The sequence below is a fragment of the Corallococcus sp. BB11-1 genome (assembly GCF_026626625.1).
In the GTDB taxonomy this organism is placed as follows: domain Bacteria; phylum Myxococcota; class Myxococcia; order Myxococcales; family Myxococcaceae; genus Corallococcus; species Corallococcus soli.
The window spans coordinates 91166-117184 of the sequence record NZ_JAPNJY010000042.1 but is presented as its reverse complement, the minus strand read 5'-3'; the positions used below and the strand labels follow the sequence as shown (position 1 = coordinate 117184).

The following is a 26019-nucleotide window of genomic DNA, read 5'->3' as shown; positions in this document are numbered from 1 at the left end:
GGAGTGCCGTCCCTGCGATACGGGTGGCACATCCACCGCCAGGCCTGAATGTATGTGTACGGGGCCTCGCGTGAGGCGAAGCCCGTGACGCCGTGCCTGCGACGTCCTGCCCCGGCGCGTGAGGGAAGTGCCACCGCGCCCGGACGTCCGCACCGCGAGGTCGTGGAAGGAGGGAGCCGTGATGAGACCGAACGTTTCTTCCAGAAGGGGGCTGCCCTTGTTGCCCCAGGGACTGCCCCGTCCCCTGCGGGGATTGAGGCGGGTCGTGGTGGGGGTGGACTTCTCCCTGCAAGCCGAATTCGCGCTGGCCCGCGCGCTGCGCCTTCCGCTGGCGCAGGGCGCGAGCCTGGGCGTGCTGCACGTGAGCCCTCCGCTGGATGGTCACACCGGCCCGGACGGCACGGTGGCTGGGGAGCGCTGTCTGCGCCGGTCGGTGGCGTTCGCGTGTCGGCGGCTGCGACAGCGACCGGACGTGGACGTGCGCGAGGAACCCCACATGGGGGACGCGCCGCGCGTGGCGGCGGAGGTGACGAAGGCGCAGGGGACGGAGCTGCTGGTGGTGGGCCGGCCCTTCGCGAAGTACCCCGCGCTGCCGCTGCCGGACACGTCCGTGTTGATGCGGCTGGCGCGCGAGGTGGACACCTCCGTGCTGGTGGTGGCCACGCACCCGGGCCGCGTCTACCACCGGCCCCTGGTCGCGGTGAGCTTCTCGCGTGAGTCGCGGCGGGCGCTGGAGCTGACGATGCGCCTGTGCCCGGCCTCGACGCCCATCGAGGTGCTGCACGTCGTGGACACGCGCGAGGAGGAGGCGGCCCTGCGCCGCGAGGACGCGCCGTTGGACCGGTGGCTGCGGCTGCGCCAGGAGCGTGAGAACGCGGCGCGGGTGGAGCTGTGGCGCTTCCTGGCGCCGTACCGGGAGACGGGCCGCGAGCTGGGCATCCGCGTGCGCACCGGCGACCCGGGGGAGGGCATCCTGGAGGAGGCCCTGGAGCGCGACGCGGACCTGCTGACGCTGGGCATGTCCTCGGCGCGGTCCCGCTCGGCGCTGATGGAGCGGGTGCTGGGACACTCCCGCTGCGACGTGCTCGTCTCGCGGCACGTCACCCCGGCCGCCGCCCTGCCGGACGGTGAGGGCCCGCCCGGCCCGGTGGCGCACGACTGACGTCCCGTCCCACGCGCTGGCCTCCAGGGAGGCCAGCGCGGCGGGCGCCAGCGCGTTATGAGGGGCGGCATCTTGGCTCCTCCCGTCACGCAAGCACCCGCGTCGCTCCGCGCCCGCCTGAAGAACGCGGGCGTCCTCTTCAAGCAGCTCCCTGGCACCTTCCACCTCTTCTGGCGGGCGAGCCCCCGGGGCGCGGTGGTCCTGGGCGTGCTCACGCTGGTGGCCGCGGTGCTGCCGGCGGGCATCGCGTGGGTGGGCAAGCTCATCGTGGACACGGTGGTGGCGGCCGCGCAGGGCGACACCACGGCGCACTCGCGGGTGCTGGGCCTGGTGGCGATGGAGTTCGGCCTGATGGTGGGCTCCGCGGTGGTGGACCGCGGCCTGACGCTCACCCGGGACCTGCTGCGCGCGCACCTGGGCAACCTGCTCAACGAGCGCATCCTCCAGAAGGCGCTGGAGCTGGAGCTCAAGCACTTCGAGGACTCGGACACCTACGACAAGATGCAGAACGCGCGGCGCGAGGCGAACGCGCGGCCGCTGTCGCTGGTGATGCAGGCGTTCAGCATCGTGCGCAACGTCATCACCCTGTCCACCTACGCGGTGCTGCTCGTGGCGCTGTCGCCGTGGAGCGTGCTCGTGCTGCTGGCAGCGTCCATCCCCGCGTTCATCGCGGAGGCGCGGCTGGCGGCGGAGGGCTTCCGGCTCTATTCGTGGCGGGCGCCGGAGGGCCGCAAGCTCAACTACCTGGAGTGGATCCTCACGCGCGACAGCACCGTGAAGGAGGTGAAGCTCTTCGGCCTGGGCCCGCTGGTGCTGGGCCGCTACCGCACGCTGTTCCAGAAGTTCTTCGCGGAGGACCGCGCGCTCGCGCGCAAGCGCATGGCGTGGGGCCTGGGCCTGGGCCTGCTGTCGCTGGCGGCCTTCTACGGCTGCTACCTCTTCGTGGCCAGCCGCGCGGCGGCGGGCGGCATCTCCGTGGGTGACATGGTGCTGTACCTGTCCGTGTTCCGGCAGGGGCAGGCCGCGTTCCAGGGCATCCTCACCAGCGTGGGCTCCATGTACGAGGACGCGCTCTTCATGAGCAACCTCTTCGCCTACCTGGACATCCCCACCACGGGCGAGACGTCGCGCGTGCTGCCGGCCCTCCACCCGCCGCGCGGCCGGAACAACGCCATCGAGCTGCGCGACGTGTCCTTCCGCTACGCGGGCAAGGACGCGTGGGCGCTGCGCAACGTGAACCTGACGCTCAAGCCCGGCCAGAAGCTGGCGCTGGTGGGGGAGAACGGCGCGGGCAAGAGCACGCTGGTGAAGCTGCTCTTGCGCATGTACGAGCCCACGGAGGGGACCATCCTCTACGGCGGCGTGGACACGGCCTCCATGGACGTGGGGGATTTGCGCAGCCGGTTCGGGGCGGTGTTCCAGGACTTCGTGCGCTACCAGTTCAGCGTGGCGGAGAACATCGGCCTGGGCCACGTGGACGCGCTGGAGGACCGGCCGCGCATCGAACGCGCGGCGGAGCAGGGTGGGGCCAACAGCGTCATCGCCGCGCTGCCCGGCCAGTACGACACGATGCTCGGCGGCTGGTTCGAGAAGGGCCAGGAGCTGTCCAGCGGCCAGTGGCAGAAGCTGGCGGTGTCCCGGGCCTTCATGCGCGACGACGCGGAGGTGCTCATCCTGGACGAGCCCACCGCGAGCATCGACGCGGAAGCGGAGCACGCGCTGTTCGAGCGCTTCCAGGCGCTGGCCGCGGACCGCATCGCCATCGTGATTTCACACCGCTTCTCCACGGTGCGCATGGCGGATCAGATCGCCGTGCTGCACAACGGCACGGTGCAGGAGCTGGGCAGCCACGACGAGCTGATGGCGCTCGACGGGCGGTACGCGCACCTGTTCCGGTTGCAGGCACGCGGCTACCAGTGAGGCGGGCCCCGCCTCAGGAGGCGGTGGCCGCCGGCGCCTTGGGCAGGTGGTCCCGGATGACGCCCAGCCAGTACGGCTTGCCGTAGTACTGGCTCATCTTCCCCAGCCGCTCCCCGTTGAGGAACAGGAGGAAGGTGGGGATGCCGTGCAGGCCGAAGCGCGTGGCCAGCGCCTCGTGCTCGTAGGCGTTGACCTTGACGACGCGCATGGGCGCGCCCTCCAGCTCCGCCAGCAGGCTGGGCTCGGCCGCCGCGTAGATGTCGCAATTCGGGCAGCCGGGACCCCAGAAGTCCACCACCACCAGCTCGTCGCGGGGTTCCAGGACGAGCGAGTCGAAGGTCTCGGTCGTCGCCTCGTAGCTCACGGGATGCGCCATGGCGTTCTTCCTAACCCCCGCCGGGTGTCCCTTCCACCCGGTCTGCCCGGTCCCCGGGCGGGCGGGCGGCAGGGGAGGGAGGGCCGGGGGAGGGCAGGTGGGGAGGGGGGCGGCGGGGATGGAGGGCCGGGCGTGTCAGGTTCTCCAGATATGTCTGGAGGTATGCCGGGTGGACGAAACCCGACATGCACACTGCGCACGGAGGCCCAGGCACCGTAAGGTGCGAGCCTCGGTGGCTGTCGATGTCATGGAGGGGTCATGCACGAGTGGTTGGAGGCACTGCGCAAGTCGGCGAAGGCGACCTCGGAGGGGGTGCTGGCGGAGGAGGTCCGCCGCGCCGAGACGGAGTGCGGCATCCCGTTTCCGGGGGATCTCGCGGACCTGTACCTGACGCTCAACGGCGGTGATTTCGAGGGCGAGGTTCGCCTGTACCCGCTGCGGGGCGGCGAGGGGGCGCCCAGCGTCCTGGAGAAGAGCCGGCTGAAGCTGGTGGGCCTGCCCGCCGCGGGCGTGTGGCGCTTCGGGTTGAAGGGGCCGCACCGTCACCTGTTCGTCGCGCGCAAGTCCGCGATGGTGGAGCAGGGGGACGGCGGCGGCGCGCTGCCCGGCTGGGTGGATGCGCTGGACGCGGACGATTGGGTCTTCGGCACCTGGGAGAACGAGAAGAAGGAGATGCGGCTGTACCGCACGCTCAAGGACATGCTCGAGGTGCTGGTGCCGCCCGTGGAGGTGGAGAGCTTCGGGGAGCGGACCTTCGCGCGGGCCTTGAACGCCGTGCTGCAGGGCGCCCTGTCCGGCGCGGAGGCCGAGGACGAAGGGGCGTCGCCCCTGGCCGGGCGCACCCGCGACTACTCCCGCGACCTGGCCTCCCTGGCCCGCGACGTCGAAGAAGCCGAAGCGGAGGAAGCCGAGGCCGAGGCGGCCGACGAGGAAGCCGAAGCGGAGGACGCGGAGTCGTTCGTCGAAGGCGAAGAGGCTGAAGCGTCCGACGAAGCCGGGACCGACGAGGACGTCTCCGACGTGGAGGAGGGTGCGCAGGAAGAGCTGTTCACGCAGCCCAGGCCCGCGCGTTCCACCTCGAAGAAGCTCCCGTCCCGCAAGCAGTCCCCCGCGCTTCCCGTGAGCGGGGGGCCGTCCTCCGCGGCGAAGAAGGGGCGCGGCGCTCCTGCGACCTCCGCTGGGAAGTCACCCACGGCGTCCCGGGCACGCGCGGGTGGATCCGCGACGAAGCCCGCGGCCGAAGCTCCCGTGAAGGGCACCGCGCGCAAGGCCGCCGTGAAGAAGGGGGCCGCGAAGAAGGCCGCTCCGGCTCGCGGCAGCGCGAAGAAGGCCACGGGCAAGGCCGCCGTGAAGAAGGGGGCCGCGAAGAAGGCCACGGGCAAGGCGGCCGGAAAGAAGTCCGCTGCGAAGAAGGCCCCGGGCAAGGCCGCCGTGAAGAAGGCCGCTCCGGCTCGCGGCAGCGCGAAGAAGGCCACGGGCAAGGCCGCCGCGAAGAAGGGGACCGCCCAGAAGCGGGGTGGCTCCACCGCGAAGAAGGCCACGGCGAAGAAGTCCGCCGGCAGGTCCGCGGGAGCCCGCGGAACCACCGCGAAGAAGTCCGCGCGCCGTCGGTCCTGAGCATCACCCCGGTGGACGGAAGGGGCCCCCCTCGGGCTCCTCTCCCTCCCCGGTGTACGGGCCTTGAAACGAGGGGCGCGTCCCCCACCTGGGACGCGCCCTGTTGGACCCACGGGCCGGCGAAGACCTCCCGGCTACCCTTCGGGCAGCAGATCCGCCCTCTGCGCGCGCGGGCCCGGGTCATCGGGCTGCGCGGTCAGCTCGCGCTCGTCCTCGTCCTCCTCGTCCCCCCGGCGGAACTCCTGGATCTGATCCGGAAGGATGTCCCGGGCATCCGCCTCCTCCTCCATGGGAGGGGACAGCGCCAGGTCCTGGTCCGAGATGTTGATTTCGTCCTCCCCGGTCATCGGGTTGCGATGGCGCAGCGAGGTGGACTCGCCCACATCCTCGTCTCCGAGCTTGTTGAACCGCATGGGGTCTCCTCGACAGGGAGGGTTGAGAAAGCTTCCGTGTCCCCACGAAAATGAGCCCCGCGGTCGGAGGCGGCAATCCGAGCCGGCCGCCTGCCTGCCGGGCCCGGCCGACGTCAGCGGGGGGCGGTCGGTGGCCGGCTGTTGAGGCTGCCGGGCTCCACTTCCAGCATCACCATGGCCAGCGCGAGCACCCGGGAGAGCGTCTCTCGCAGCGTGTAGCGCCAGGGGGTCGCGCGGCCCTCGTCCGCCGCCACGCCCCACGCGTCGATGCCCACCGAGTTGGCGATGAACAGCGCCCGCGACAGGTGGAAGCGCTGGGTGACGAGCACCGCCCGGTCCGCGCCGAACACCGTGTGCGCCCGGAGGCAGCTGTCATAGGTGGACAGCCCCGCCTCGTCGCCCAGCACCGCCGCGTCCGGCACCCCGTGCGCCACCAGGTAGCGCCGCATGGCCCGCGTCTCGTCGTGGAAGGGCGCGGAGTTGTCCCCGCTCACCAGCAGCGCCCGCACCTTGCCCTGCCGCCACAGGGCGATGGCGGCGTCCAGCCGCTGCGCCAGCACCGGGGAGGGCACCGCGCCCGGCGCCAGCCCCGCCCCGAACACCAGCGCCAGGGGCGCCTCCGGGGCCACGGCCAGCGGCACGATGCGGCCCTGGTAGCGCAGGCGCACGAACTGCGACAGGCCCAGCACGACGACGAGGCCCAGGCCCAGCAGCCCCAGGCCCCTGCGAACCCACACCCTGGTCGTGCCGCCAGCCTTCATGGACCTCGCAAAACGGTCGGAAGGGTCCATTCTCTTCCGGCGCGCCGCTCGCGGAAAGCGAACCTTGCGTCCGGCCCCCCGGAACTGTTCTGCCCGCCCGGTCTCCCGACGGGCGACGGTCGCTCCTCCCCACCTTGCAGGAGGGGGGCCCGGGCCCGTCCCGGGCACCCCGCCGTTGACCGGCCCCCGCCCCGCCTATATAGGGGGCCCGCCACCCCCATTCCGGCCAGCCCGGGCCGTCCACGAGGGTGCGCGCCGCACGTCGTCCCAGAGGAGTTTCCGGTCCATGGCGTCCCTTCGAGACATCCGCAAGCGCATCCGCTCGGTGAAGAACACGCGGCAGATCACCAAGGCGATGAAGATGGTCTCCGCCGCCAAGCTGCGAAAGGCGCAGGAAGCCATCCTCGCCGCGCGTCCCTACGCGCAGACGCTGGACCAGGTCATCTCCGAGCTGGCCATGCGCTCCGCCGACCAGGAGCTGGCCCACCCGCTGCTGGCCGCCCGCCCCGTGCGCCGCGTGGAGCTGCTGCTGCTCACGTCCGACCGTGGCCTCGCCGGTGGCTTCAACTCCAACGTCATCCGCCGCGCCAACCGCTTCCTGTACGAGAACAGCAATCTCCAGGTGCGCGTCTCGACGGTGGGCCGCAAGGGCAACGACTTCTTCCGCAACCGCGGCCAGTCCATCCGCAAGGACTTCGCCGGCCTGTACGCGGGGCTGAACTATCGCTCCGCCGCCAACGTCGCCGAGGAGCTGACGGCCGCGTTCCTCAATGACGAAGTGGACGCCGTCTACGTCGTCTACAACGAGTTCGTCTCCGCCATCACCCAGAACGTCACCGTGGCGCAGCTGCTGCCGCTGCAGCCCGCCGCGACGACGGCCGCCCCCGCCGCCACGCCGGAGACGGTGGCCGCCGCCCCGGCCCTGGTGGACTTCAAGTACGAGCCCTCCCGCCAGGCCGTGCTGGACCGGCTGGTGCCCCAGGCCGTGAACATCAAGGTCTACCGGGCGCTCCTGGAGAGCATGGCCAGCGAGCAGGGCGCGCGCATGAGCGCCATGGAGAACGCGACCAACAACGCCACGGACATGATCTCCAGCTACACCCTGCTCTACAACCGCACGCGTCAGGCGGTCATCACCAAGGAGCTGATGGAGATCGTCTCCGGCGCCGAGGCCCTCAAGTAGTCCTGGCCCGCTCCGTTGGACCCCCAGGGGCCCGCTCGCGCTTGCATGGCGCGGGTCGGGCCCTTCGTCGTTTCCCCCGCCCGGCGGGCGAGCAGGAAGGACGGCCGGAGAGGAACGTGCGAGGGGGGACTGGCGCCGGAGACACCGCTCCGCTAAGCCGGACTTACACGCGCGGACCCGGGAGGCTTGACCCTGCCGGGGGGCCCCCGGTAAAGGGGGCGCGCCCACCCCTTTTGTTGGGGTCGATTTCCTGATGGGCGGCGGCGTCCCGGCCGCTCGCCATACGAGACAAGGCAGAGGATTCCATGAGCGCTCAAGTTCCGACGACTGGCAAGGTCACGCAGGTTCTCGGCCCCGTGGTCGACGTGGAGTTCCCGCCCGGCGGGCTCCCGGAAATCTACGCAGCCCTGAAGATCACCAACCCCAACGTGAGTGCCGAGCAGGACAACCTGACGGTGGAAGTCGCGCAGCACCTGGGTGAGAACACCGTGCGCTGCATCGCGATGGACTCCACGGAGGGTCTGGGCCGCGGCATGCAGGTGCGCAACACGGGCGCCCCCATCCAGGTGCCGGTGGGCAAGGCCACCCTGGGCCGCATCATGAACGTCACCGGTGATCCGGTGGACGAGATGGGCCCCGTGAAGGCCACCGAGTACTGGCCCATCCACCGCGCGCCCCCGGTGTTCACGGACATGGACGTGCGCGTGCAGATGTTCGAGACCGGCATCAAGGTCATCGACCTGCTCGCCCCCTACACCCGAGGCGGGAAGATCGGCCTGTTCGGCGGCGCCGGCGTGGGCAAGACGGTGCTCCTGCAGGAGCTCATCCGCAACGTGGCCGTGGAGCGCGGTGGCTTCTCCGTGTTCGCCGGCGTCGGTGAGCGCACCCGCGAGGGCAACGACCTGTACCACGAGATGCAGGAGACGAACGTCATCCAGACCTCGAACCTGGAGGCCAGCCAGGCCGTCCTCGTCTACGGTCAGATGAACGAGCCGCCCGGCGCCCGCGCCCGCGTCGCCCTCTCCGCGCTCACCATGGCCGAGTACTTCCGCGACGTGGAGGGCCGTGACGTGCTCCTCTTCGTGGACAACATCTTCCGCTTCACCCAGGCCGGCTCGGAAGTGTCCGCCCTCCTGGGCCGCATCCCCAGCGCCGTGGGTTACCAGCCCACGCTCGCCACGGAGATGGGCGGCCTGCAGGAGCGCATCACCTCCACCAACAAGGGCTCCATCACGTCCGTGCAGGCCATCTACGTGCCCGCCGACGACCTGACGGACCCCGCGCCCGCCACCGCGTTCGCCCACCTGGACGCGACCACGGTGCTCAACCGCTCCATCGCGGAGCTGGCCATCTTCCCGGCCGTGGATCCGCTGGACTCCACCAGCCGCATCCTGTCCGCGGACGTGCTCGGCGCGGAGCACTACGCCGTGGCCCGCCGCGTCCAGGGCATCCTGCAGCGCTACAAGGAGCTCCAGGACATCATCGCCATCCTCGGCATGGACGAACTGTCCGAAGAGGACAAGCTGTCCGTGGCGCGCGCCCGGAAGATCCAGCGCTTCCTGTCGCAGCCGTTCTTCGTCGCCAAGGTCTTCACCGGCAAGGAAGGCCGCTACGTGAAGCTGGCGGACACCATCCGCGGCTTCAAGGAGATCGCGGACGGCAAGCACGACGACATCCCGGAGAGCGCCTTCTACATGGCGGGCGACATCAACGAAGTGATGGAGAACGCCCGCAAGCTGGCGGCGGCTTAAGCGCCGTCCCGGACCCGCCCCATGCGCCTGACCGCCGCGCTTTGCCTGCTGCTCTGCTGTGTCGCGCCCTCCGCCCTGGCGGCGGAGCGCGCCAGCCGGGCGCGGGTGAGCGCGAACGGGCTCTACAGCGTGCGCACGGTGGACACGGGCGTGGGCACCTGCCGGCTGGAGATGCTCAAGGAGAACGGGCCCCTCTGGTCGGCGGACGTGTGCGTGGGGACGGTGGATGACCTGTACTTCGCGTCCAACGACGGGGAGAAGGTCTGGGTGCTCTACCCGCTGGTGGAGAAGGGCAAGGCGCCCGCTGGCAAGAAGAAGCGGGGCAGCGGCCAGTCCTGGGCGCGGGTGATGGTGGCGGCGCAGTTCGACCGCGCCGGGCAGAAGCTCCAGGAGAAGCGGCTGACGGAGCTGATGACGACGAAGCAGCTCCCCGAGGTGCGGCAGATGGCGCACCACCTGAAGTGGCTGGAAGGCACGCTGGGCATCCCGGGCAAGGGCCCCCGCCTGACGGACGCCGGGGTGTTGGAGTTCGAGCCGGTGGGCGTGAAGACCCAGCGGCTGACTTTCTGATGCGGTAGCACGAGGACGTTCATGGCCAAGCTGACTGTCGAGATCGTCACCCCCGAGAAGCGCATCCTGTCCGTGCAGGCCGACGAGGCCATCGTGCCGGGCGGAGAGGGCCTGTTCGGCGTGCGGCCGGGCCACACGCCGTTCCTGTCGCTGGTGGAGCCGGGCACGCTGACCCTCATCGAGGGCGGCCGTCAGGACAAGTACTTCATCGCCGGCGGCTTCGTGGAGGTGAGCAACGACAAGGTGCTGGTGCTGGCGGACGCCGCCGAGCCCATCACCGGCATCGACGTCGCGGGCGCCCGTCGCCGCATGGCGGAGGCGGAGACGCGCCTGAAGGACCTGAACAGCGCGGACGCGCGCTACGCGCTGGAGCAGGCCGCGGTGCGCCGCGAGGCCGCGCGCATCGGGGCCGCCGAGTCCCGCTGACGCCCCCTGCGCGCCCTGCCTGGGGCGCGTGAAGCACCTGGCTTGAACGCGAAGAGGGTGGAGCTGCCCGAAGCCCCGTGACACCGGGGACGGCGCTTCACCCTTTCTGCGTTCCTGGCGCCGGGCGCATGATGCGGGCCCGCCATGAGCCCTCCCGTCGCCCCCATGCTGGAGCTGTTCCACCGCATCGCGGATCCACCGTCCGCCACCGCGCGCCGCTTCGTCACCGACCACGCGCTGGAAGACCGCGTGCGCTTCCGCAACCTCACCTACGCGGAGGTGGAGGCGGACTGGCGCGAGCGCGGAGGCCACACGTCCCCGGCGCTCTGGGACGGCACGCGGCTGCACCAGGGCGCCGAAGCGGTGGTGGCGCGGCTGCTCGCGGTGGTGAATCTGGGACGCGACGACGCGTGAGCGTGCGCGCGCACGACGCTCGCGGAGCAACGACGTGAAGTCGCGCGCGTCAAGGTGAACACCTGAGCCCGTGGGCGGCGCACGCGCACGGCGCCTTGCACACCCACGCGCGGCCACCCGTGCGTCCCTTTCGGTCCATGCGCAGCATCCGGAGTTGGACACGGAGTGGGGCTCGCGCACGTCATCGGGGTCGCCTGCTTGCTGAAACGCGGCGGGATGCGATAGCTACCGCGCCCCCGGTTGCGCCGCGTTGACGGCGGAGGAGGCAGAAAGTGTCGACGCGCGCGGTGCAATTCGGCGGGAGGCTTCCTGTCCATCGCTTCACCGAACCCGCTCCGTGCACGTCAAGGCCCCATGATGAAAACGCTGTCGCTTCGCGCGCCCACGCAGCGTTCATCTCGGTGCTCGTCCTTGCCTGAGGCTCGGGTAATCTCCGCCCCTCCGATGCCGCTGACTCCCGCAGATCGCCAGGACCGGTTTCATGCGGCGTTTCTGGGGCTCGCCATTGGCGACGCGCTCGGCTTTCCGCTCCGGGGCGTTCCCCCGGCCAGCCTGTCGCGCCTGCCCGGGCTCGCGGAGGACTTCGCGCCCCGCCCGCGCGGCAAGTTCGCCAAGGGCCAGTTCAGCGACGACACGCAGCTGCTCCTGGCCGCCGCGGAGAGCGTCATCCGCGAGGGCAAGGTGGACGGCCGCAGCGCCGCGGCCCACCTGGCGTGGCTGTGGCAGGAGGGCATCATCCTCCAGCCGCCGCGCAGCCTCTCCGAAGCGCTCCAGCGGCTCGCCGGGGGCACGCCGTGGATGAGCGCGGGCGCTTCCCTGGGCACGCGCTGCCCGTCCGTCCTGAGCCGCGCGCTGGTGGTGGGCCTGTTCGAGAGCGGCCAGCGCGCGCGCCTGCCGCACGACGCGGGCGTGCTCACGGTCATCACGCACAAGGACCCGGTCTGCGCGGCCGCCGCGGCCGCGTTCGCGCAGGCGGTGGCGCTGGGCATGGAGGAGGAGGCCCTCACGCCCGCGGCCTTCTGTGACGCCCTGGCGCTGGCCGCCGCGGTGCACGACAAGGCGCTGGCGGAGGAGATCCGCCACCTGCCGCGCCTGCTCACCTGGGACACCACGCGCGCGCTCAACCAGCTCCGCAAGGTGGGCGTGCCCCCCAGCGAGCTGAAGGGCGTGGACGGCCTGCCGGCCCACGTGGTGCCGGTGCTGCTCACGTCGCTGTACGCGACGCTCAAGGTGCCGCACGACTTCCGCGAGGCCGTCGTCCTCACGCTGCGCTGCGGGGGCGAGGCGGACGTGGCCGCGGCCCTCACCGGCGCGCTGCTGGGCGCGCACCTGGGCACGCGCGCCCTGCCGGCCCGCCTGCGCAAGCAGGTGCTGTACGCGGAGAACCTGGTGGACACCGCGGACCGGCTGTTCCGCGCCCGCCAGGTGCGCGAGACGCTGGCCACGGCGATCGCCCACCAGAAGACCCGCCGCTAGCGTCCGCCGCCGTCCGGAAGCCCGCCCCTCCTCTCCGGGCGGGGGTACCAGGCAGGCAGACGAACGACGGAGGGGTGTGCGTCGGGACTTCTCCCGCCCACCCTTCCTGACCACCTTGTGGGGCAGAACAGGGGCGGAGGGGACGCCGCTGAGACGTCGGGTGACGTCTTCCCCTGGGCCCACCAAGTCGGAGGCACGGTCGTGGACCTCGAATCGGAACGCCTGGAGCGCACCCAACTGGAGACGCTCTCCACCTCGGAGCTCATCCGGCACGCCTTGTCGGAAACCCGCCTGCTCGTGAAGGCGGAGGTGCTGCACGCGAAGAAGGAGCTCAAGCAGGAGCTCCAGGCCGCCAAGACCGCGGGCATCCTCCTGGGAGCGGGGGCCGTGCTGGCCCTCACCTCGCTGGCGGTGCTCTTCGTCGCCCTGGGGCTCGCCATCCCCGTCGTCGCCGCGCTGGGCGTGGCCATCGTGGGCGTGGTGCTGCTCGCGGTGGCGGGCCTGCTGCTGTTCCTGGGCTCCAAGCGGGTGCCCAAGCAGCCCATGCCCCGCACCCAGGACCGTTTGAAGGCGGACTTCAAGATGACCCGGGAGACGCTGCAATGAGCCAGGCATCCGAATTGGAAGTCCACGCCGACCACGCCATCACCCGCCGCATGGGTGACCGGGAGCAGGTGGAGCAGACCGCGGACCGCATCCGCGACGAGCTGCTCCTGACCCTGGAGGAGCTGGACCGCCGCCGCCACCGCGCCACCGACGTGCGCTACCACCTGAACCAGAACCGCGACCTGCTCGTCACCGTGGGCGCCGCCGCGCTGGTGGTGGTGGGCGCGGGCCTGGGCCTGGTCATCTACCGCGCCCGGCACCATGACGAGCGCGTGCGCCGCCAGCGCCGGCAGGCCCTGTCGCGGGCGTGGGACCACCCGGAGCGCGTGGCCACCAGCGTGGAGGACAAGCCCCTGGGCGCGGAGCTGGGCCGCAAGCTGGTGATGATCTTCGCCACCACGCTCGCCACCGCCGTGGCCCGCAACTCCATGCAGTCCCTGGTGCCCTCGCGCACCGCTGGCAAGCGCCCTGGGGACGACGATAAGAAATAGTGAATGCGTAAAAAGCACGCATAAAGCAGACTGATGCACATGACGGACCTGCTCTATGCGCGCGCGCAGATGGGCCTGTCGCTCGCGTTCCACATCGTGTTCGCGGCGGCGGGCGTGGCGTTGCCGGTGCTGATGGTGCTGAGCGACTGGAAGCACCGGCGGACGGGGGACAACGACTACCGCAAGCTCAGCGAGAAGCTGGCCAAGGGCACCGCCATCCTGTTCGCGGTGGGCGCGGTGAGCGGGACGGTGTTGTCGTTCGAATTGGGGCTGCTGTGGCCGGAGTTCATGGGCCGCTACGGGGAAGTGATTGGCCTGCCCTTCAGCCTGGAGGGCGTGGCCTTCTTCACCGAGGCCATCTTCCTGGGCATCTACCTGTACGGCCGCGAGCGGGTGTCGCCGGGCCTGCACCTGTTCAGCGGTGTGATGGTGGCGGTGAGCGGCGCGGCCAGCGCGTTCTTCGTCACGCTGGTGAACACGTTCATGAACAACCCGTCCGGCTTCACGGCCACGCCCGCGGGGCCCACGGACGTGCAGCCGCTGGTGGCCATGTTCAGCCCCGGCTGGCAGTACCAGACGGCGCACGTGCTGCTGTCCTGCTACCAGGCCAGCGCGTTCGCCATGGCGGGCATCCACGCCTTCATCCTGCTCAAGCACCCGGGGGCGGCCTTCCACAAGAAGGCGCTGTCCGTCGCGCTGCCGCTCGCGTGCCTCACCGCGCTCCTGCAGCCGCTGGTGGGGGACCTGTCCGCCAAGCACGTCGCGAAGGCGCAGCCGGTGAAGCTGGCCGCGATGGAGGGACACTTCGACACGGAGGTGGGCGCGCCGCTGCTGCTGGGGGGCCTGCCGGACGTGGAGACGCGCACCGTCCCGGGCGCCATCGGCGTGCCGAAGGGGCTCTCCATCCTGGCGTTTGGTGATCCAAACGCGGAGGTGAAGGGGCTGAACGACTTCCCCCGCGACACCTGGCCCCCGGTGGCGAAGGTGCACGTGGCCTTCCAGGTGATGGTGGGCACGGGCAGCCTGATGGCGCTGCTCGCGCTGGTGACGCTGTGGAGGCGCTGGCGGGGCCGCGAGTGGCCCCACGGCAAGGGGCTGATGCGGGCGTGGCTCTTCACCGGGCCGCTGGGGCTGGTGGCGCTGGAGGCGGGGTGGCTCGTCACCGAGTGGGGCCGCCAGCCGTGGATCGTCCGGGGCGTGATGCGCACCAGCGAGGCGGTGACGCCGGTGCCGCACCTGGCCGCGCCGTTCTTCACCTTCACGGCGGTGTACCTGTTCCTGGGGGTGACGGTGCTCTTCGTGCTCTGGCGGCAGGTGGCGGCCACGCTGCCCGGCGCGGTGGACGGGAAGGTGACCCATGCCCACTGAAGAGGTGCTGGGGCTCGCGGTGGCGGGCACGTTCGTGCTGTACGCGCTCCTGGGCGGGGCGGACTTCGGCGGCGGGGTGTGGGACCTGCTGGCCCGGGGGCCTCGCAAGGCGGAGCAGCGCGCGCTCATCGCCCGCGCCATCGGGCCGGTGTGGGAGGTGAACCACGTCTGGCTCATCGTCGGGCTGGTGCTGCTCTTCAGCGGCTTTCCCCGCGCGTTCGCGGCGCTGAGCGTGGCCTTGCACGTGCCCCTGACGCTGCTGGTGCTGGGCATCGTGTTCCGGGGCACGGCCTTCACCTTCCGCGCCTACGACACGCGGGGGGACGCGGTGGAGCGCAGGTGGGGCGTCGTGTTCAGCGTGGCGAGCGTGGTGGCGCCGCTGCTGCTGGGCATGTGCGTGGGCGCGGTGGCCAGCGACGCCATCCGCATGCAGGGGCACGCGGTGGTGAGCGGCTTCTTCGCGTCGTGGCTGTCCCCCTTCGCGGTGTCCGTGGGCGTGCTGACGCTGGGGCTCTTCGCGTTCCTGGCGGCGGTGTACCTCACGCACGAAGCGCACACGCCCCCGCTGGCGGAGGACTTCCGCTGGCGCGCGCTGGTGACGGGCGCGCTGCTGTTCCCGCTGGCGCTGGTGGCGCTGCTGCTGTCGCGGGAGGGCGCGCCCCGGGTGTGGGCGGGGCTGTCACAGACGCCCTTCGCGCTGGCGCTGCACGTGGGCACGGCGGTGGCGGCGGTGGCGGCCTTCGCGCTCCTGTGGACGCGGCGCTTCCGGGCCGCGCGGGTGGCGGCGGCCACGCAGGCGGGGCTCATCGTGCTGGGGTGGGCGGTGTCGCAGGCGCCGTACCTGGTGTACCCGGGCCTGACGCTGCGGAGCGCGGCGTCGTCGCCGACGGTGCAGCGGCTGCTGCTGGTCGCGCTCGCGATAGGAGCGGTGGCGGTGGTGCCGTCGCTGGTGCTCCTGTTCCGCGTGTTCCGGCCCCAGGCCCCGGGGGCCGCGACCCCCGTGCCTCCTACTTGAGGACGGGGAAGAGGGGCGGGTGGACGACGCGGGGCTTCTCGTCGCCCCGCGCCACGAGCACCCGGGCGCCTTCGAGCAGGTCCTCGGAGTCCAGCGCCTCCACCACCGTGCGCGCGGCGGACTCCGGGTCCATCACGCGGCAGTGCACGCGCATGTGGCCCTCCTCCGTCTCACCGCCCTCCACCTCGCCGTTGCCCGTCCAGCCGAGCGCGTCCGTGAGCAGCTCCTCCACGGCGTTGCGCTGCTCGAAGTCGTGGCCGTTGCCCTTGCCCTTCACGGCGTACTCCACCAGGAGCACGGCCATGGCGTCCGGTTCGGGCTCGTCGTAGCCGGCGTCCACCAGGGCTTCGGCCTCCTGGGCGATGACCATGTCCGGGTCCTCGTCCGGGGGGACGGGGACGGCCTTCTGCTCGCCGCCGTCGCCCACGGCGCCCCAGTGCACGGTGACGACGCCCTCGTGCTCCCACGCCTCCCAGTAGCGCAGGGTGTCGCCGTCCTTCTTGTAGAGCTTCAGCACGCCAGTGGCCTCATGCGCGCGGACTCTACCGTCAGGCGGGCGGCGCGCGCGTCAGAAGGCGCGGCCCTGTCCGCCATCCACGGGCAGGGTGGCGCCCGTCACCCACTTCGCCCGTTCGGAGCACAGGAAGGCGACCACGTCCGCCACCTCCTCCGGCGTGCCGAAGCGGCCCCAGGGGATCTGCTCGCGCACCATGCGGGCCACGGCCTCCGGGTCCAGCTGCTGGCGTTTGTCCCAGCTCCCCCCGGGGAAGAAGATGGAGCCCGGGGCCACGGCGTTGACGCGGATGCGGTGCGGGGCCAGGTCCACCGCCATCTCCTTGGTCAACGCGATGAGGCCCGCCTTGGCGGCGCTGTAGGGCGCGCTGGTGGCGTACTCGCGGCCGAAGATGGAGCTGATGTGGACGATGCTGCCGCCCCCGCGCGCGCGCATCACGTTGAGGGCGCGCTGGCTGCACCACACCGCGGACATCAGGTTGCGCTGGAGCACGTCCGCCCATTGCTCGGAGCTGGCCGCGTCGAACGCGCCCGCGCCGCCGCTGCCGCCCACGTTGTTCACCAGGATGTCCAGCGAGCCGAACGCGCGCACCGCCGAGTCCACCGCCGCCTGGGCCCCCTCGGGAGTGGCCACGTCCGCGACCACCGTGGCCACCTGCGCCCCCTCGGAGCGCAGCGCCTTCGCGACGGCCTCCAGGGGCTCCAGGTTCCGGGCGCACACGCACACCCGGGCGCCCTCGCGCGACAGCACCGTGGCGATGGCCCGTCCGATGCCCCGGCTGCTGCCGGTGACGAGCGCGGTTTTTTCCGCGATTCCGAGTTCCATGCCTCCCCTTGTACCGCTGGCGGGAGCGGATGGGGCGCGGGTTCTTGGGGGGGCGGTCGAGATCCGGACGGAAGGCGCCTAGAGGCGCTCGAACACGTCCAGGCGCCAGGTGCCGTCCATCTCCCCGCGCAGGTGGCGCAGGCCCTTGGGGGAGAGGCGGCGGAAGGAGTCGTGGACGTCGTTGCCGCTGAGGCGCATGTCGCGCGTCTGGCCGGTCCAGTGGACGAGCAGCAGGTGTCCGCCGGTCTCCAGGTGCCCGAGGATGTGCTGCTGCGCGCGCTCCAGCTCCGGGAGGCTCCAGTGGCAGGCGCGCTCGGACACGACGGTGAGGTCGAAGGTCGGTTCGGGGAAGGCGTCCGGCACGGCCATCACCTGGAAGCGCACGTGGGGCAGGTGGCGGCAGCGGTGGAGGGCGCGGGACTGGTCGCGCAGGGCCACCCCCACGGAGAGCAGGGCGTCACAGCGCTCCTGGAGCTTCACGGTGAGGCCGCCGAGGGCGCTGCCAAGCTCCAGGGCGGAGCGGTAGCGCGGGCGGGGCAGGGCCTCCAGCGTGATGGCGTCGCGGCTGCGCACGGAGCCCAGGGCGTCGAAGCGCCACGGGTCATCCGCCTCGTGGGCCTGGAGCGGAGGGATGGCGGGCGGGACGAGGAAGGGGGCGGACCGCGACGTCTTCATCAGGGGGCTCCGGTGGCTCGCGAGTCCCGAGGATGGGGACGTCACGCTCCCGCCACATCCCGTCCGGGCGGGCCCGGGCATGTGTCGGCCATGCACACCGGCGCAGGGCTTCATCCGCTGGAGGACGGCCCGGGACTCCGGGGCCGGCGGGCGTCGGGAGGTCAGCGAACCGGCCAGGAGTCTGGCTGACAGGACCAGGGCAGGTCCTTGCCACGGCGGTCGCAGTGGTAGCCCTCGGCGCACGGGTTGGGGCCATTCGGGTCACAGGCTTGAAGGCAGTGATAGCGGTCGCAGACCTGACCCTCCGCGCAGGTCGGGTTCGCGTCGGAGCAGCGCACGACGCACTCCATCCAGACCTTGCCGGGGAACCGCGTGGACGGGTCCACCTGGCACTTGTGACCGCCGGGGCAGGGCGTCTTGAGGCAGTTCGTGCCGTAGACCACCGATGCGCAGAGGGACGCCCCGTCGATGAAGGGGATGCACTGCTGGCCCTGGGGGCATCCACCGGCTTCACACGTGGGGAGGCAGGAGGGCCCGGGTTGCACGTCCGCGCAGAAGAAGCCGTCCGGGCAGGTGCCAGGTTCGCCGGGAGCGCAGGAGCGGGCGCAGTAACCCAGGCCGTTGATGCCCGCGCACTGAAGCTCTCCCGCGCAGGAAGAGGTCCTGTCTCTTGGGAGATCCAGGCAGAGCTCTCCTTCCTGGCGTGGGCCGGTGGGAGCGCAGAGTCTGAACCGCGGTCCTCCATGGAACGTGCTCATCGTGCGGCAGCGCTGATCCTCCGGGCATTGAAGGTCGTTCGTGCAGTTGCTGTCCGTGCAGTACTTCCCGTGGCGTGAATCGGAGAAGCAGCCGAGAGGCTGCTCGCAGTCCGCCTGCTTTGAACACCCGCGGTGATAGGTCAGCAGCCGGGCCCGTGATTCGGCGTCAAGGATTGGGACGATGCCCTGCTGCCCTGGCGCGGGCGCGGCCTGGGCTTCTCGCGCATTGCGGAGGATGAAGAGTGTGGGCCCCACGAGCACGAGGCATGTGAGCAGTGCCAGGGGGACGTGCCAGCGGCTCATCATCCGCAACGCTCGAGACACTCCGCGCTCGGAGCGTCTTCACCTGCACAATGGAGTTTCCAGACAGCAGGGTCACACGGGGCCTCGGGAGCCTGCTCCATCGCATCCCGATGCGCGGCCCGGTCCGCGATGCCGCCCTTGCGGTGCACCTCCGGACACCCGGTCACGCAGCCCAGGACGCACAGCCACATCCCCGCCGTATGCGCATGCGCCCAGCTCCATCCGTGCCCAGCCCTGGCGAGGCCCTGTTCCATGACGGCCCAGGCTATCCGCCGCCCGGGTCCGCCATGCATTGCCCCGCCGGGCCATCACAGTGTCCGCTACCCCGCCTGGAAGCGCGCCTCGGCGGGGCGCTGGCCGCCGCTGCGCTTCACGCCGTGGTCGCCGTTGGCGGACAGGTGCTCCAGCAGCTTGAACACCGTCTCCGCCTCGTCCGGCGCGCCGATGTCCTGGGCCAGCTGATCCGCCGAGCGCGCCTCCGCCTTCGCCGCCTTCAGCTTCGAGAGCAGCTTGCCCTGCAACTCCAGCACGCGGCCCGCGGCCTTCTTGCCCGCCTCCACGCCCGGCTGGTGATAGGCATTGATGTTCACGAGGCTGGCGTAGAGCCCCACCGCCCGCTCGTACAACGCAATCAACGCCCCCACCGTGCGCGCGCTCACGTCCTGCACGGTGAGCGTCATCGACTCGCGGCCCTTCTCGAACAGCGCCCGGCGCGTGCCCAGCAAGAAGCCCAGCAGGTAGTCGCCGCTGGTGTTGTCGCCCTCCACCGCCATGGACTTGCCGTCCCGGTCCTTCAGCACCTCCACGAAGGTGACGAAGAAGTTGTTCACGCCCTCGCGCAGCTGCTGCACGTACGCGTGCTGATCCGTGGAGCCCTTGTTGCCATAGACGGCGATGCCCTGGTTCACCACCTGGCCGTCCAGGCTCAGCTCCTTGCCCAGCGACTCCATCACCAGCTGCTGGAGGTACTTGGACATCAGCATCAGCCGGTCCTTGTACGGCAGGATGACCATGTCCTTCTGGCCCCTGCCGCCGCCCGCGTGGAACCACATCAGCGCGAGCAGCGCCGCCGGGTTCTTCGCCACGTCGCGCTCGCGCGTCGCCGCGTCCATGTCCTTCGCGCCCGCGAGGAAGCCGTCCACGTCCAGCCCCTGCAACCGCGCCGGCACCAGCCCCACCGCCGACATGATGGACGTGCGCCCGCCAACCCAGTCCCACATGGGGAAGGTGCGCAGCCAGTGGTGCTGCTTCGCGTACTGGTCCAGCTCGCTGCCGTCCCCCGTCACCGCCACCGCGTGCGCGCCGAAGTCCAGGCCGCGCTGCTGGTATGCGCGCTCCGTCTCCAGCATGCCGTTGCGCGTCTCCTTGGTGCCGCCCGACTTGCTGATGACCACCGTGAGCGTCTCCGCCAGCCGCTCACCCAGGGCCCCCAGCGTGCGGTCCATCCCGTCTGGATCCGTGTTGTCCAGGAAGTGCACCTGCATCGCGTCCCGGTGCGAGCCCAGCGCGTCCGCCACCAGCTGCGGCCCCAGCGCCGAACCGCCAATGCCCACCAGCAGCACCTGCGTGAACCTGGCCGCCTTCGCGGGCTTCACCTTGCCCGCGTGCACGTCCCGCGCGAAGGCCTCCACCGAAGCCTGCATGTCGGTGATGGCGGTCTTCAGCTCCGGCTCCGGCGACAGCGCCGGCGCGCGCAGCCAGTAGTGGCCCACGCGGCGCTTCTCGTCCGGGTTCGCGATGGCGCCCTTCTCCAGCGCGTCCATGGCCTGGAACGCCGCGTCCGTGCGCGCGCGCATCCCGTCCAGGAAGTCCGCGCCGAAGTTCATGCGGGAGATGTCCAGCGAGAGCCCCACCGAGGGGACGACGCACAGGTGCCGCTGGTACCGCTCCCACAACTCGCGCTCCGTCATGATCCGACTCCTTGCTTGGGAGAGGCGCCCGCCTTCGTGCGCGGGGCCTGGAAATCGCCGCGCCCCACCGTAGCAAGGCCCGCATGGCACCGACTCAATGATGTCGCGGCCCGCGTTGCCTGGACGTCGCTTCGCTTCCGCCCCCTGTCGTCCGGGAGGCGCTTGTGTGCTCACGGCGACGGGTGCGCCACTTCCACGGGCGGAGGGGCCTCCGGAGGCGATGCCCCCTGGGGCTTCCACGCAGGGTTGCGGAAGACATACGACAGCCGCTGGCCCAGGGACCCCGGCCGGGCGGCGTCCCGGAGGATGTTGCCGTACTCGTGGAACGCGATGCGCACCGGGTTGTACGTGGTGAGGTTCTTCACCAGCCCGTAGATGGGACGCTCGACCTCTGGCGTGAAGGTGCCGAAGAGCCGGTCCCAGATGATGAGGATGCCCGCGTAGTTCGTGTCCAGGTAGACGGGGTTGGAGGCGTGGTGCGCGCGGTGGTGCGACGGCGTGTTGAACAACCACTCGAACGGACGCGGCATCCGGTGGATGGCCTCCGTGTGGATCCAATACTGGTACAGCAGGCTCACCGCCTGCTGGGTGACGATCATCGCCGGGGAGAAGCCCAGCAGCGCGAGCGGCGCCCAGAACACCCAGCCCGTCATGGGCGTCCACGTCTGCCGCAGCGCCGTGGACAGGTTGTAGTGCTGGCTGGAGTGGTGCACCACGTGCGAGGCCCAGAAGAAGCGGCTCTCATGGTGGACGCGGTGGAAGGCGTAGTAGCAGAGGTCCTCCAGGAAGAAGAGCAGCACCCAGGCCACCAGCCCCGAGCCCATGCGCAGGGGCGTCAGGTGGTAGAGCGCCGCGTAGCCCGCGAACGCCACGCCCTTCCAGCCCACGCCCACCGCCACGCTGCCCAGGCCCATGGCGAGGCTGGCCAGCGTGTCCTTCCAGGTGTGGCCCTTGATGGTGGCGCCCGCCTCCGCGCGCAGCTTCTTCACCCACAGCGCCTCCGCGATGACGGTGATGACGAACACCGGGATGGCCGGGGTGATGAGGTCGGGGATGTGCGCCGTGTCCATGGAAGACCTCCTGCTGTTTCAACCGCTCAGGCACTGGGGGCGAAGGCGACGCGCATGAAGCGCGCCAGGGTGTCGAGCATCCGGCGGTGCGCCGGGTCCGACGGGCGGGCCGCCCCACCCACCGCCGCGCCCTGCACCGCGTCCAGCGCCAGCTCCACCACGTCGTCGAAGTCCGGGTGCGTGGCGGCCACGTCCGGGAACAGCTCGCGCGCCACGCGGTGCAGGTTCCGGCGGTGCGGGCCGTCCACCGCCGCCAGGGCCCGCTGCAGCTCCGGGTCGGTGCGCGCCGCGACGTACAATTCGATGGCGGCCTGCAACTCCGGCCGCTGGTAGACGGCCCACAGCATGTCCACCGCCGCCCCCACCCGGTCCTTGCCCGACGGCCGCGCCCCCACGCCCGCGAGGAAGTCCTGGATGATGCGCGGGAAGAGGTGCTCCACCGCCACCGCGAGCAGCTCCTCCTTCGTGTCGAAGTGCGTGAAGAGCGCCCCCTGGGACACCCCCGCCCGCTTCGCCACCGCCACCGTCGTCAGCCGCGCGTAGCCCTGCTCCACCAGCGTCTCCAGGGTCGCGTCCAGCAGCTTGCGCCGCGTCGTCTCCCGGCGCTCCGCCTGCGTGCGACGCACGCCCGGCGCGGCGGTGGCGGCCTTCTTCGGCGCGGGCCTGGAGGCGGACCTCGGGGACATGTCCTGGACGATAACCCGCAACTTAAAAAGTGACCAGTCACTTTGTGGAAGGGGGCGGCCGGGGGGCGGGTCCCGGGCGCGGGGGCCTCCCGCTGATCCACGCGGGCAGGGGTCGTCCGTGCCTGCTGGCAGGGCAGGGGAGCGGGCGAGCGTCTGCCTTTACACACGCCCCACTGGCAGGGATTGAGGCGGGTCTTCATCAGAGACATCAAGCCTGCCAACCGGGCAGGCGACGCAGCAGGCGCTCAAGTGCTTTGGGCCGGCTTCCTCTCTGGAATGTGGTCAAGGGTCGGCCCCTTGAGACAGGGCGGGGCGTAGCTCGCCTGCTAGTGATCCGTTCGGGATTGAGCGAAAATCAGCAGGAAATACCGCAAGGCCTTGCACCGGTTGTCCGCCCGCCCCGATATGACCATTACCGCTCTTCTCGTCGGCTCCTTCCTCGCTTCGGCTCCCTCCGTCCCCTCCAAGGCCCAGGCCGCCTCGAATGTCGTCGCCGAGGTGGGTGTGCCCTTCGCCTGTGGTCGCATCTACACGGTGAGCCAGGGCCACGAAACGGGCAGTCACCAGCACAACGACACCTACGCGTGGGACTTCCGCATGCCGGAAGGCACCCCCATCGTGGCGGCGCATGACGGGACCGTCCGCATGGCGCGGGGCGACAGCAAGCAGGGCGGCTGTGGCGAGCAGTTCGCGCCGCTGGCCAACTACGTCGTCATCTCCCACGGCGACGGGCTGGAGACGCAGTACCTGCACTTCAGCGCCGTGGTGGTGAAGCCCGGTGAGCGCGTGAAGGAAGGCCAGCTCATCGGCTTCTCCGGCGCGACGGGCTGGGCGTGCGGCGCGCACCTGCACTTCAAGGTCGCCAAGGAGCAGGGCTCCGGGTGGAACAACCCCTCCGTGCCCGCGCGCATCGTGGGCTATGGGGACCCGGTGCGCGACACGCTGGTGTCGGCGCCGCTGTGCAAGGACTCCGCGCAGCCGATGATGGCGTCCAACGGGGGCGTCCACACGCCGGGCCAGGCGGTGGTGTCCATGTCACCGCCCGTCGCGGGTTCGATCCAGGATGCGTCGCGCGGCCTGCCGCCCGGTGCCAAGGCCATTCTCGACGGCCTCTCCCAGCCTCCCGCCCAGGGCGGCGAGGGACTCGACAAAGCGAGCCCGGCCCGCTCTCCCCGCATGGCGAGCGGCTCCGACGAGACTCGCTGACGCGAGCAGCGCTCCGGCGCCCGCGAGCAGTCCGAAGAGGGCCCCCGCGTTGATGAAGTACTCCAACGGCAGCAGGGGGCCTTCCACGTAGCCACGCACCACGCGGTAGCCCACGTGCCCCAGGAGCGCCAGCAGGGGCAGGTTGATGAGCGGCAACACCAGCCACCGGGCCGTGCGCCACCAGCGGGCCACGGCCTCCGCGACGGCGGTGGAGGCCGTGTAGCGCCAGGCCCCCGCGCGGGCCACGCGCAGCTCCGCCAGCATCGCCTCCACGTCCGGCACGCCCAGGCTCTCCGCCTCCAGCCCCTGGGCGCGCGCCACGCTGCGCGCCTCGGCCAGGGCGGTGCGCGCGGCGGACTCGGCGAGGAAGTCGTCCTCGAAGGGCTCCACCACCGCCACCTCCGCGGCCCGCGCGCGCGTGCGGTCCCTCACGGCGTCCACCACCGTGGAGGCCGCCGCCACCGCGAGTCCCGCGGGCAGGCTGCGGCGGGCCACCAGCGCGCCAGCGCCCATGCCGGAAGCGCCCCACAGCGACAGGCGCAGTCCCCACGCGGCGGGGCCCCAGAAGCGACCCGCGGCCTGCCGACGCACCTCCGACGCCAGGTGTCCGTGGGCCAGGCCCAGCCGCGCGTCGAAGTCGCCCTGGAGCGCTTCGGCCGCGCGCGCGAGGCCCGCGTCCAGTGCGGTGCGTGTCTTCGCCAGGAGCGCGTCCGTCTCCGTGAGCGCGCCCTGCACGGTGGAGGCGAGCTCCTCCAGGGCGCCCAGGGCGTTGGTGTGGCGCACGCGCGCGGCGACGGCCTGGGTGGCGAGGCCCCGCAGGTGGAAGAGCAGGGGGCCGAACTCGCCGGACACGTCCTGCCCGTCCTTCGCGGCGCGGGCGGAGATGGCGAAGACGGGGACGTCCTCGGCGGCGAGCCCGTGGTGCTGGGTGGCGACGCGGCGGATCTGGGCCTTCAGCGTGTCGCGCGAGTCGGCGGAGAGCTCGTCGGCGAAGTTGAGGATGAAGACGAGCGCGCGGCGGCGGGCGAACTCGTTGAGGAACTCCACCTGGGAGGCCTCCGCGACGCTGCCCCGGTGCATGACGACGAGGGCGACGTCGGCCTTGTCCAGCGCGGCGCGGGCCACGTCGCGGTGGGTGGTGGCCACGCTGTTGAGGTCCGGCGTGTCGATGAAGACCTGCCCGCTCCACAGCCCCTGGGGGCCGGGCGTGTAGCGCACGACGCGCGCGCCGGTGCGGGACAGCTCCTCCACGGGCGTGCCTTCCGGCGCGAAGAGGGTGGAGGCGGTGCTGGTGGGGCGGTCCACGCCCTCGCGGGACAGGGCCTGCCCCGCGAGCGCGTTGAGCAGGGTGGACTTGCCCGCGCCGGTGGCGCCGACGAGCGCGACGACGAGCGGCGCGTCCCGGCGGGCGACGCCGCGAGCGTAGTCCTCCAGCAGGCGCTCCAGGCGCGGGCCGTGCGGCTGGAGCGCGGGCAGCGACAGGGCGTCGGTGAGCAGCGGGCGGAGGGCTTCAGGGTCGGGAAGGCTTGTGTCGTCCACGGAGGGCGCAGCGTGGCGCGGCGGAGGCGCGCTGGCTACGACGATGAAGGGGGGACGGTGCGCCAGCGTGCATTCTCCCGGGGGCCGCTGGAGCTCCGACCGGACCTGCCTGGGGGCATCACGTGGTTCCAGCGCGAAGCGTGTGCTCCGCGAAGCGCGGGTTGCTCCGCCGAAGGTCGGTAACGGCGCAGGTTGTCTGTGAATCGTTAGGTGTTGAGATGTGAAAAGAGGATGTACCTCGTGGGAGGGATGGACAGGCGACGAAGCTGAATGACAGCCTCGAACCTGCTTCCGGTTGGCAATGAACGCGTCGTGAGTGGAGCGTCAGGTGCGGGTGTTTCGACTCAAGGCCCCCCGGCGGACCCTCATGGTGCGAGGAGCCGGGATGCTCCTGCTGGCGAGCGCCTGCGCACGCCTCCAGAAGCCGCCCCCGCCTGCTCAGCCACCCCTCCTGGCCTTCGAGCACGTCCGCTATGACGGGCACACCGTCTCCGGCCGAGCGCTCATCGGCGCGCAGGGCCCCACCACCGTGGACAGACGCCTCATCGAGAACGTCTCCCTGGGCATCGACCGCGTCACGGACTGCGCGACGGGCGCGGCGTTCCCGACGCTGGTCGCGGACTTCCTTCCCGAGCCCGCGACCCGGGACGACCTGGTGACCCTGACCGAAGGAGAGTGGTTCGGCAGGGACGTCTCCTTCGTCGTCTTCGCGGAGCCGTTCACCCCACCTGAAGGGCCCGCGTGCATCGAACTCACCCTGTCACTCCAACTGGCGGGAGCGCAGCCCGTCACCCTGAGCCTCAAGGCCGAGCGTGCCGCCAATGCGCAGGGGAATGACCTGCCCCGCCTCGATGGAGGAGCGCCTGCCGGGGAAGGCGGCCCATCGCCGCGCCAGGACCCCTGAATCCACCAGGATGCGAGGCGAAGCGCAGCGGGTTCCCCTGGCGATTGCCTGCTAGCTTGCGCCGGGACATGAATGCCTGC

At 71.4% G+C, this 26019-nt stretch carries 25 protein-coding genes and 1 pseudogene; 15 read left to right on the top strand and 11 right to left on the bottom strand.

The window, feature by feature from the left end; all coding sequences use genetic code 11:
* Positions 1–217 precede the first annotated feature (217 nt).
* Positions 218–1162, top strand: a complete 945-nt coding sequence (locus OV207_RS36195; RefSeq protein WP_267559649.1) for a universal stress protein — start codon at positions 218–220, stop codon at positions 1160–1162.
* 57 nt (positions 1163–1219) lie between these two features.
* Positions 1220–3082 (top strand): ABC transporter ATP-binding protein, encoded by a 1863-nt coding sequence (locus tag OV207_RS36190; protein WP_193349666.1) that lies wholly within the window; start codon positions 1220–1222, stop codon positions 3080–3082.
* A 13-nt stretch (positions 3083–3095) separates the two neighbouring features.
* On the opposite strand, the gene OV207_RS36185 is transcribed toward OV207_RS36190, so the two are convergent.
* Positions 3096–3458 carry a thioredoxin family protein gene (locus OV207_RS36185; protein WP_193349665.1) on the bottom strand — a complete coding sequence of 121 codons (363 nt, stop codon included), beginning with the start codon at positions 3456–3458 and terminating at the stop codon, positions 3096–3098.
* Positions 3459–3716: 258 nt separating this feature from the next.
* On the opposite strand from OV207_RS36185, the gene OV207_RS36180 reads away from it, so the two are divergent.
* Positions 3717–5075 (top strand): SMI1/KNR4 family protein, encoded by a 1359-nt coding sequence (locus OV207_RS36180; RefSeq protein WP_267559648.1) that lies wholly within the window; start codon positions 3717–3719, stop codon positions 5073–5075.
* 134 nt (positions 5076–5209) lie between these two features.
* Here OV207_RS36180 and OV207_RS36175 read toward each other — a convergent pair whose 3' ends face one another.
* Both OV207_RS36175 and OV207_RS36170 read right to left on the bottom strand, forming a co-directional pair.
* The gene (locus tag OV207_RS36175) at positions 5210–5488 is read right to left on the bottom strand and encodes a hypothetical protein (protein WP_193349663.1); all 279 of its coding nucleotides are present in this window, start codon (positions 5486–5488) and stop codon (positions 5210–5212) included.
* A gap of 113 nt (positions 5489–5601) precedes the next feature.
* Complete coding sequence (locus OV207_RS36170; protein WP_267559647.1) at positions 5602–6249, bottom strand: SanA/YdcF family protein; 648 nt, start codon at positions 6247–6249, stop codon at positions 5602–5604.
* A 286-nt stretch (positions 6250–6535) separates the two neighbouring features.
* Here OV207_RS36170 and atpG point away from each other — a divergent pair, with 286 nt between their 5' ends.
* From atpG to OV207_RS36120, 10 genes are all read left to right on the top strand, one after another.
* Positions 6536–7432, top strand: a complete 897-nt coding sequence (gene atpG, locus OV207_RS36165) for an ATP synthase F1 subunit gamma (RefSeq protein WP_267559646.1) — start codon at positions 6536–6538, stop codon at positions 7430–7432.
* Between the two features lie 305 nt (positions 7433–7737).
* The gene (gene atpD / locus OV207_RS36160) at positions 7738–9183 is read left to right on the top strand and encodes a F0F1 ATP synthase subunit beta (RefSeq protein WP_267559645.1); all 1446 of its coding nucleotides are present in this window, start codon (positions 7738–7740) and stop codon (positions 9181–9183) included.
* Between the two features lie 21 nt (positions 9184–9204).
* Positions 9205–9753, top strand: a complete 549-nt coding sequence (locus tag OV207_RS36155; RefSeq protein ID WP_193349659.1) for a hypothetical protein — start codon at positions 9205–9207, stop codon at positions 9751–9753.
* A gap of 21 nt (positions 9754–9774) precedes the next feature.
* Complete coding sequence (locus OV207_RS36150) at positions 9775–10179, top strand: F0F1 ATP synthase subunit epsilon (protein ID WP_193349658.1); 405 nt, start codon at positions 9775–9777, stop codon at positions 10177–10179.
* Between the two features lie 144 nt (positions 10180–10323).
* A complete protein-coding gene (locus tag OV207_RS36145; RefSeq protein WP_193349657.1) occupies positions 10324–10593 on the top strand; it encodes a hypothetical protein in 270 nt (89 codons plus the stop codon).
* Between the two features lie 444 nt (positions 10594–11037).
* Positions 11038–12069 carry an ADP-ribosylglycohydrolase family protein gene (locus OV207_RS36140; RefSeq protein ID WP_193349656.1) on the top strand — a complete coding sequence of 344 codons (1032 nt, stop codon included), beginning with the start codon at positions 11038–11040 and terminating at the stop codon, positions 12067–12069.
* A 201-nt stretch (positions 12070–12270) separates the two neighbouring features.
* Complete coding sequence (locus tag OV207_RS36135; protein WP_267559644.1) at positions 12271–12675, top strand: phage holin family protein; 405 nt, start codon at positions 12271–12273, stop codon at positions 12673–12675.
* Entirely contained in the window at positions 12672–13166 is a 495-nt protein-coding gene (locus OV207_RS36130) for a hypothetical protein (protein ID WP_267559643.1), read from the top strand. The genes OV207_RS36135 and OV207_RS36130 overlap by 4 nt, the downstream gene beginning before the upstream one ends.
* 39 nt (positions 13167–13205) lie before the next feature.
* A complete protein-coding gene (locus tag OV207_RS36125) occupies positions 13206–14534 on the top strand; it encodes a cytochrome ubiquinol oxidase subunit I (protein WP_324291596.1) in 1329 nt (442 codons plus the stop codon).
* Positions 14524–15549, top strand: coding sequence for a cytochrome d ubiquinol oxidase subunit II (locus OV207_RS36120; protein WP_267559641.1), 1026 nt, complete (start codon positions 14524–14526; stop codon positions 15547–15549). Before OV207_RS36125 ends, OV207_RS36120 begins: the two co-directional genes overlap by 11 nt.
* Here the strand turns inward: OV207_RS36120 and OV207_RS36115 are convergent.
* The 7 genes from OV207_RS36115 to OV207_RS36085 all read right to left on the bottom strand — a co-directional run bounded on the left by OV207_RS36115 (position 15542) and on the right by OV207_RS36085 (position 22290).
* Complete coding sequence (locus OV207_RS36115) at positions 15542–16066, bottom strand: hypothetical protein (RefSeq protein WP_193349651.1); 525 nt, start codon at positions 16064–16066, stop codon at positions 15542–15544. The two genes, OV207_RS36120 and OV207_RS36115, sit on opposite strands and share 8 nt — an antisense overlap.
* 51 nt (positions 16067–16117) lie before the next feature.
* Positions 16118–16888 (bottom strand): SDR family NAD(P)-dependent oxidoreductase, encoded by a 771-nt coding sequence (locus OV207_RS36110; protein WP_193349650.1) that lies wholly within the window; start codon positions 16886–16888, stop codon positions 16118–16120.
* 78 nt (positions 16889–16966) lie between these two features.
* Positions 16967–17563, bottom strand: a complete 597-nt coding sequence (locus OV207_RS36105; protein ID WP_193349649.1) for a class I SAM-dependent methyltransferase — start codon at positions 17561–17563, stop codon at positions 16967–16969.
* A 161-nt stretch (positions 17564–17724) separates the two neighbouring features.
* Positions 17725–18006, bottom strand: a complete 282-nt coding sequence (locus tag OV207_RS36100; RefSeq protein WP_267559640.1) for a hypothetical protein — start codon at positions 18004–18006, stop codon at positions 17725–17727.
* A gap of 938 nt (positions 18007–18944) precedes the next feature.
* Complete coding sequence (locus tag OV207_RS36095; protein ID WP_267559639.1) at positions 18945–20534, bottom strand: glucose-6-phosphate isomerase; 1590 nt, start codon at positions 20532–20534, stop codon at positions 18945–18947.
* A 170-nt stretch (positions 20535–20704) separates the two neighbouring features.
* Positions 20705–21604 (bottom strand): sterol desaturase family protein, encoded by a 900-nt coding sequence (locus tag OV207_RS36090; protein WP_267559638.1) that lies wholly within the window; start codon positions 21602–21604, stop codon positions 20705–20707.
* Positions 21605–21630: 26 nt separating this feature from the next.
* On the bottom strand, positions 21631–22290 hold the full coding sequence (locus OV207_RS36085; protein ID WP_267559637.1) for a TetR/AcrR family transcriptional regulator: 660 nt from the start codon (positions 22288–22290) through the stop codon (positions 21631–21633).
* 405 nt (positions 22291–22695) lie between these two features.
* Here OV207_RS36085 and OV207_RS36080 point away from each other — a divergent pair.
* Positions 22696–23100, top strand: a pseudogene (locus OV207_RS36080) (M23 family metallopeptidase); the annotation flags it as partial.
* 225 nt (positions 23101–23325) lie between these two features.
* On the opposite strand, the gene OV207_RS36075 reads toward OV207_RS36080, so the two are convergent.
* Positions 23326–25035 carry a GTPase gene (locus tag OV207_RS36075; protein ID WP_193349645.1) on the bottom strand — a complete coding sequence of 570 codons (1710 nt, stop codon included), beginning with the start codon at positions 25033–25035 and terminating at the stop codon, positions 23326–23328.
* Between the two features lie 385 nt (positions 25036–25420).
* Here OV207_RS36075 and OV207_RS36070 point away from each other — a divergent pair, with 385 nt between their 5' ends.
* Complete coding sequence (locus OV207_RS36070) at positions 25421–25939, top strand: hypothetical protein (protein WP_267559636.1); 519 nt, start codon at positions 25421–25423, stop codon at positions 25937–25939.
* The last annotated feature ends 80 nt before the right edge of the window (positions 25940–26019 follow it).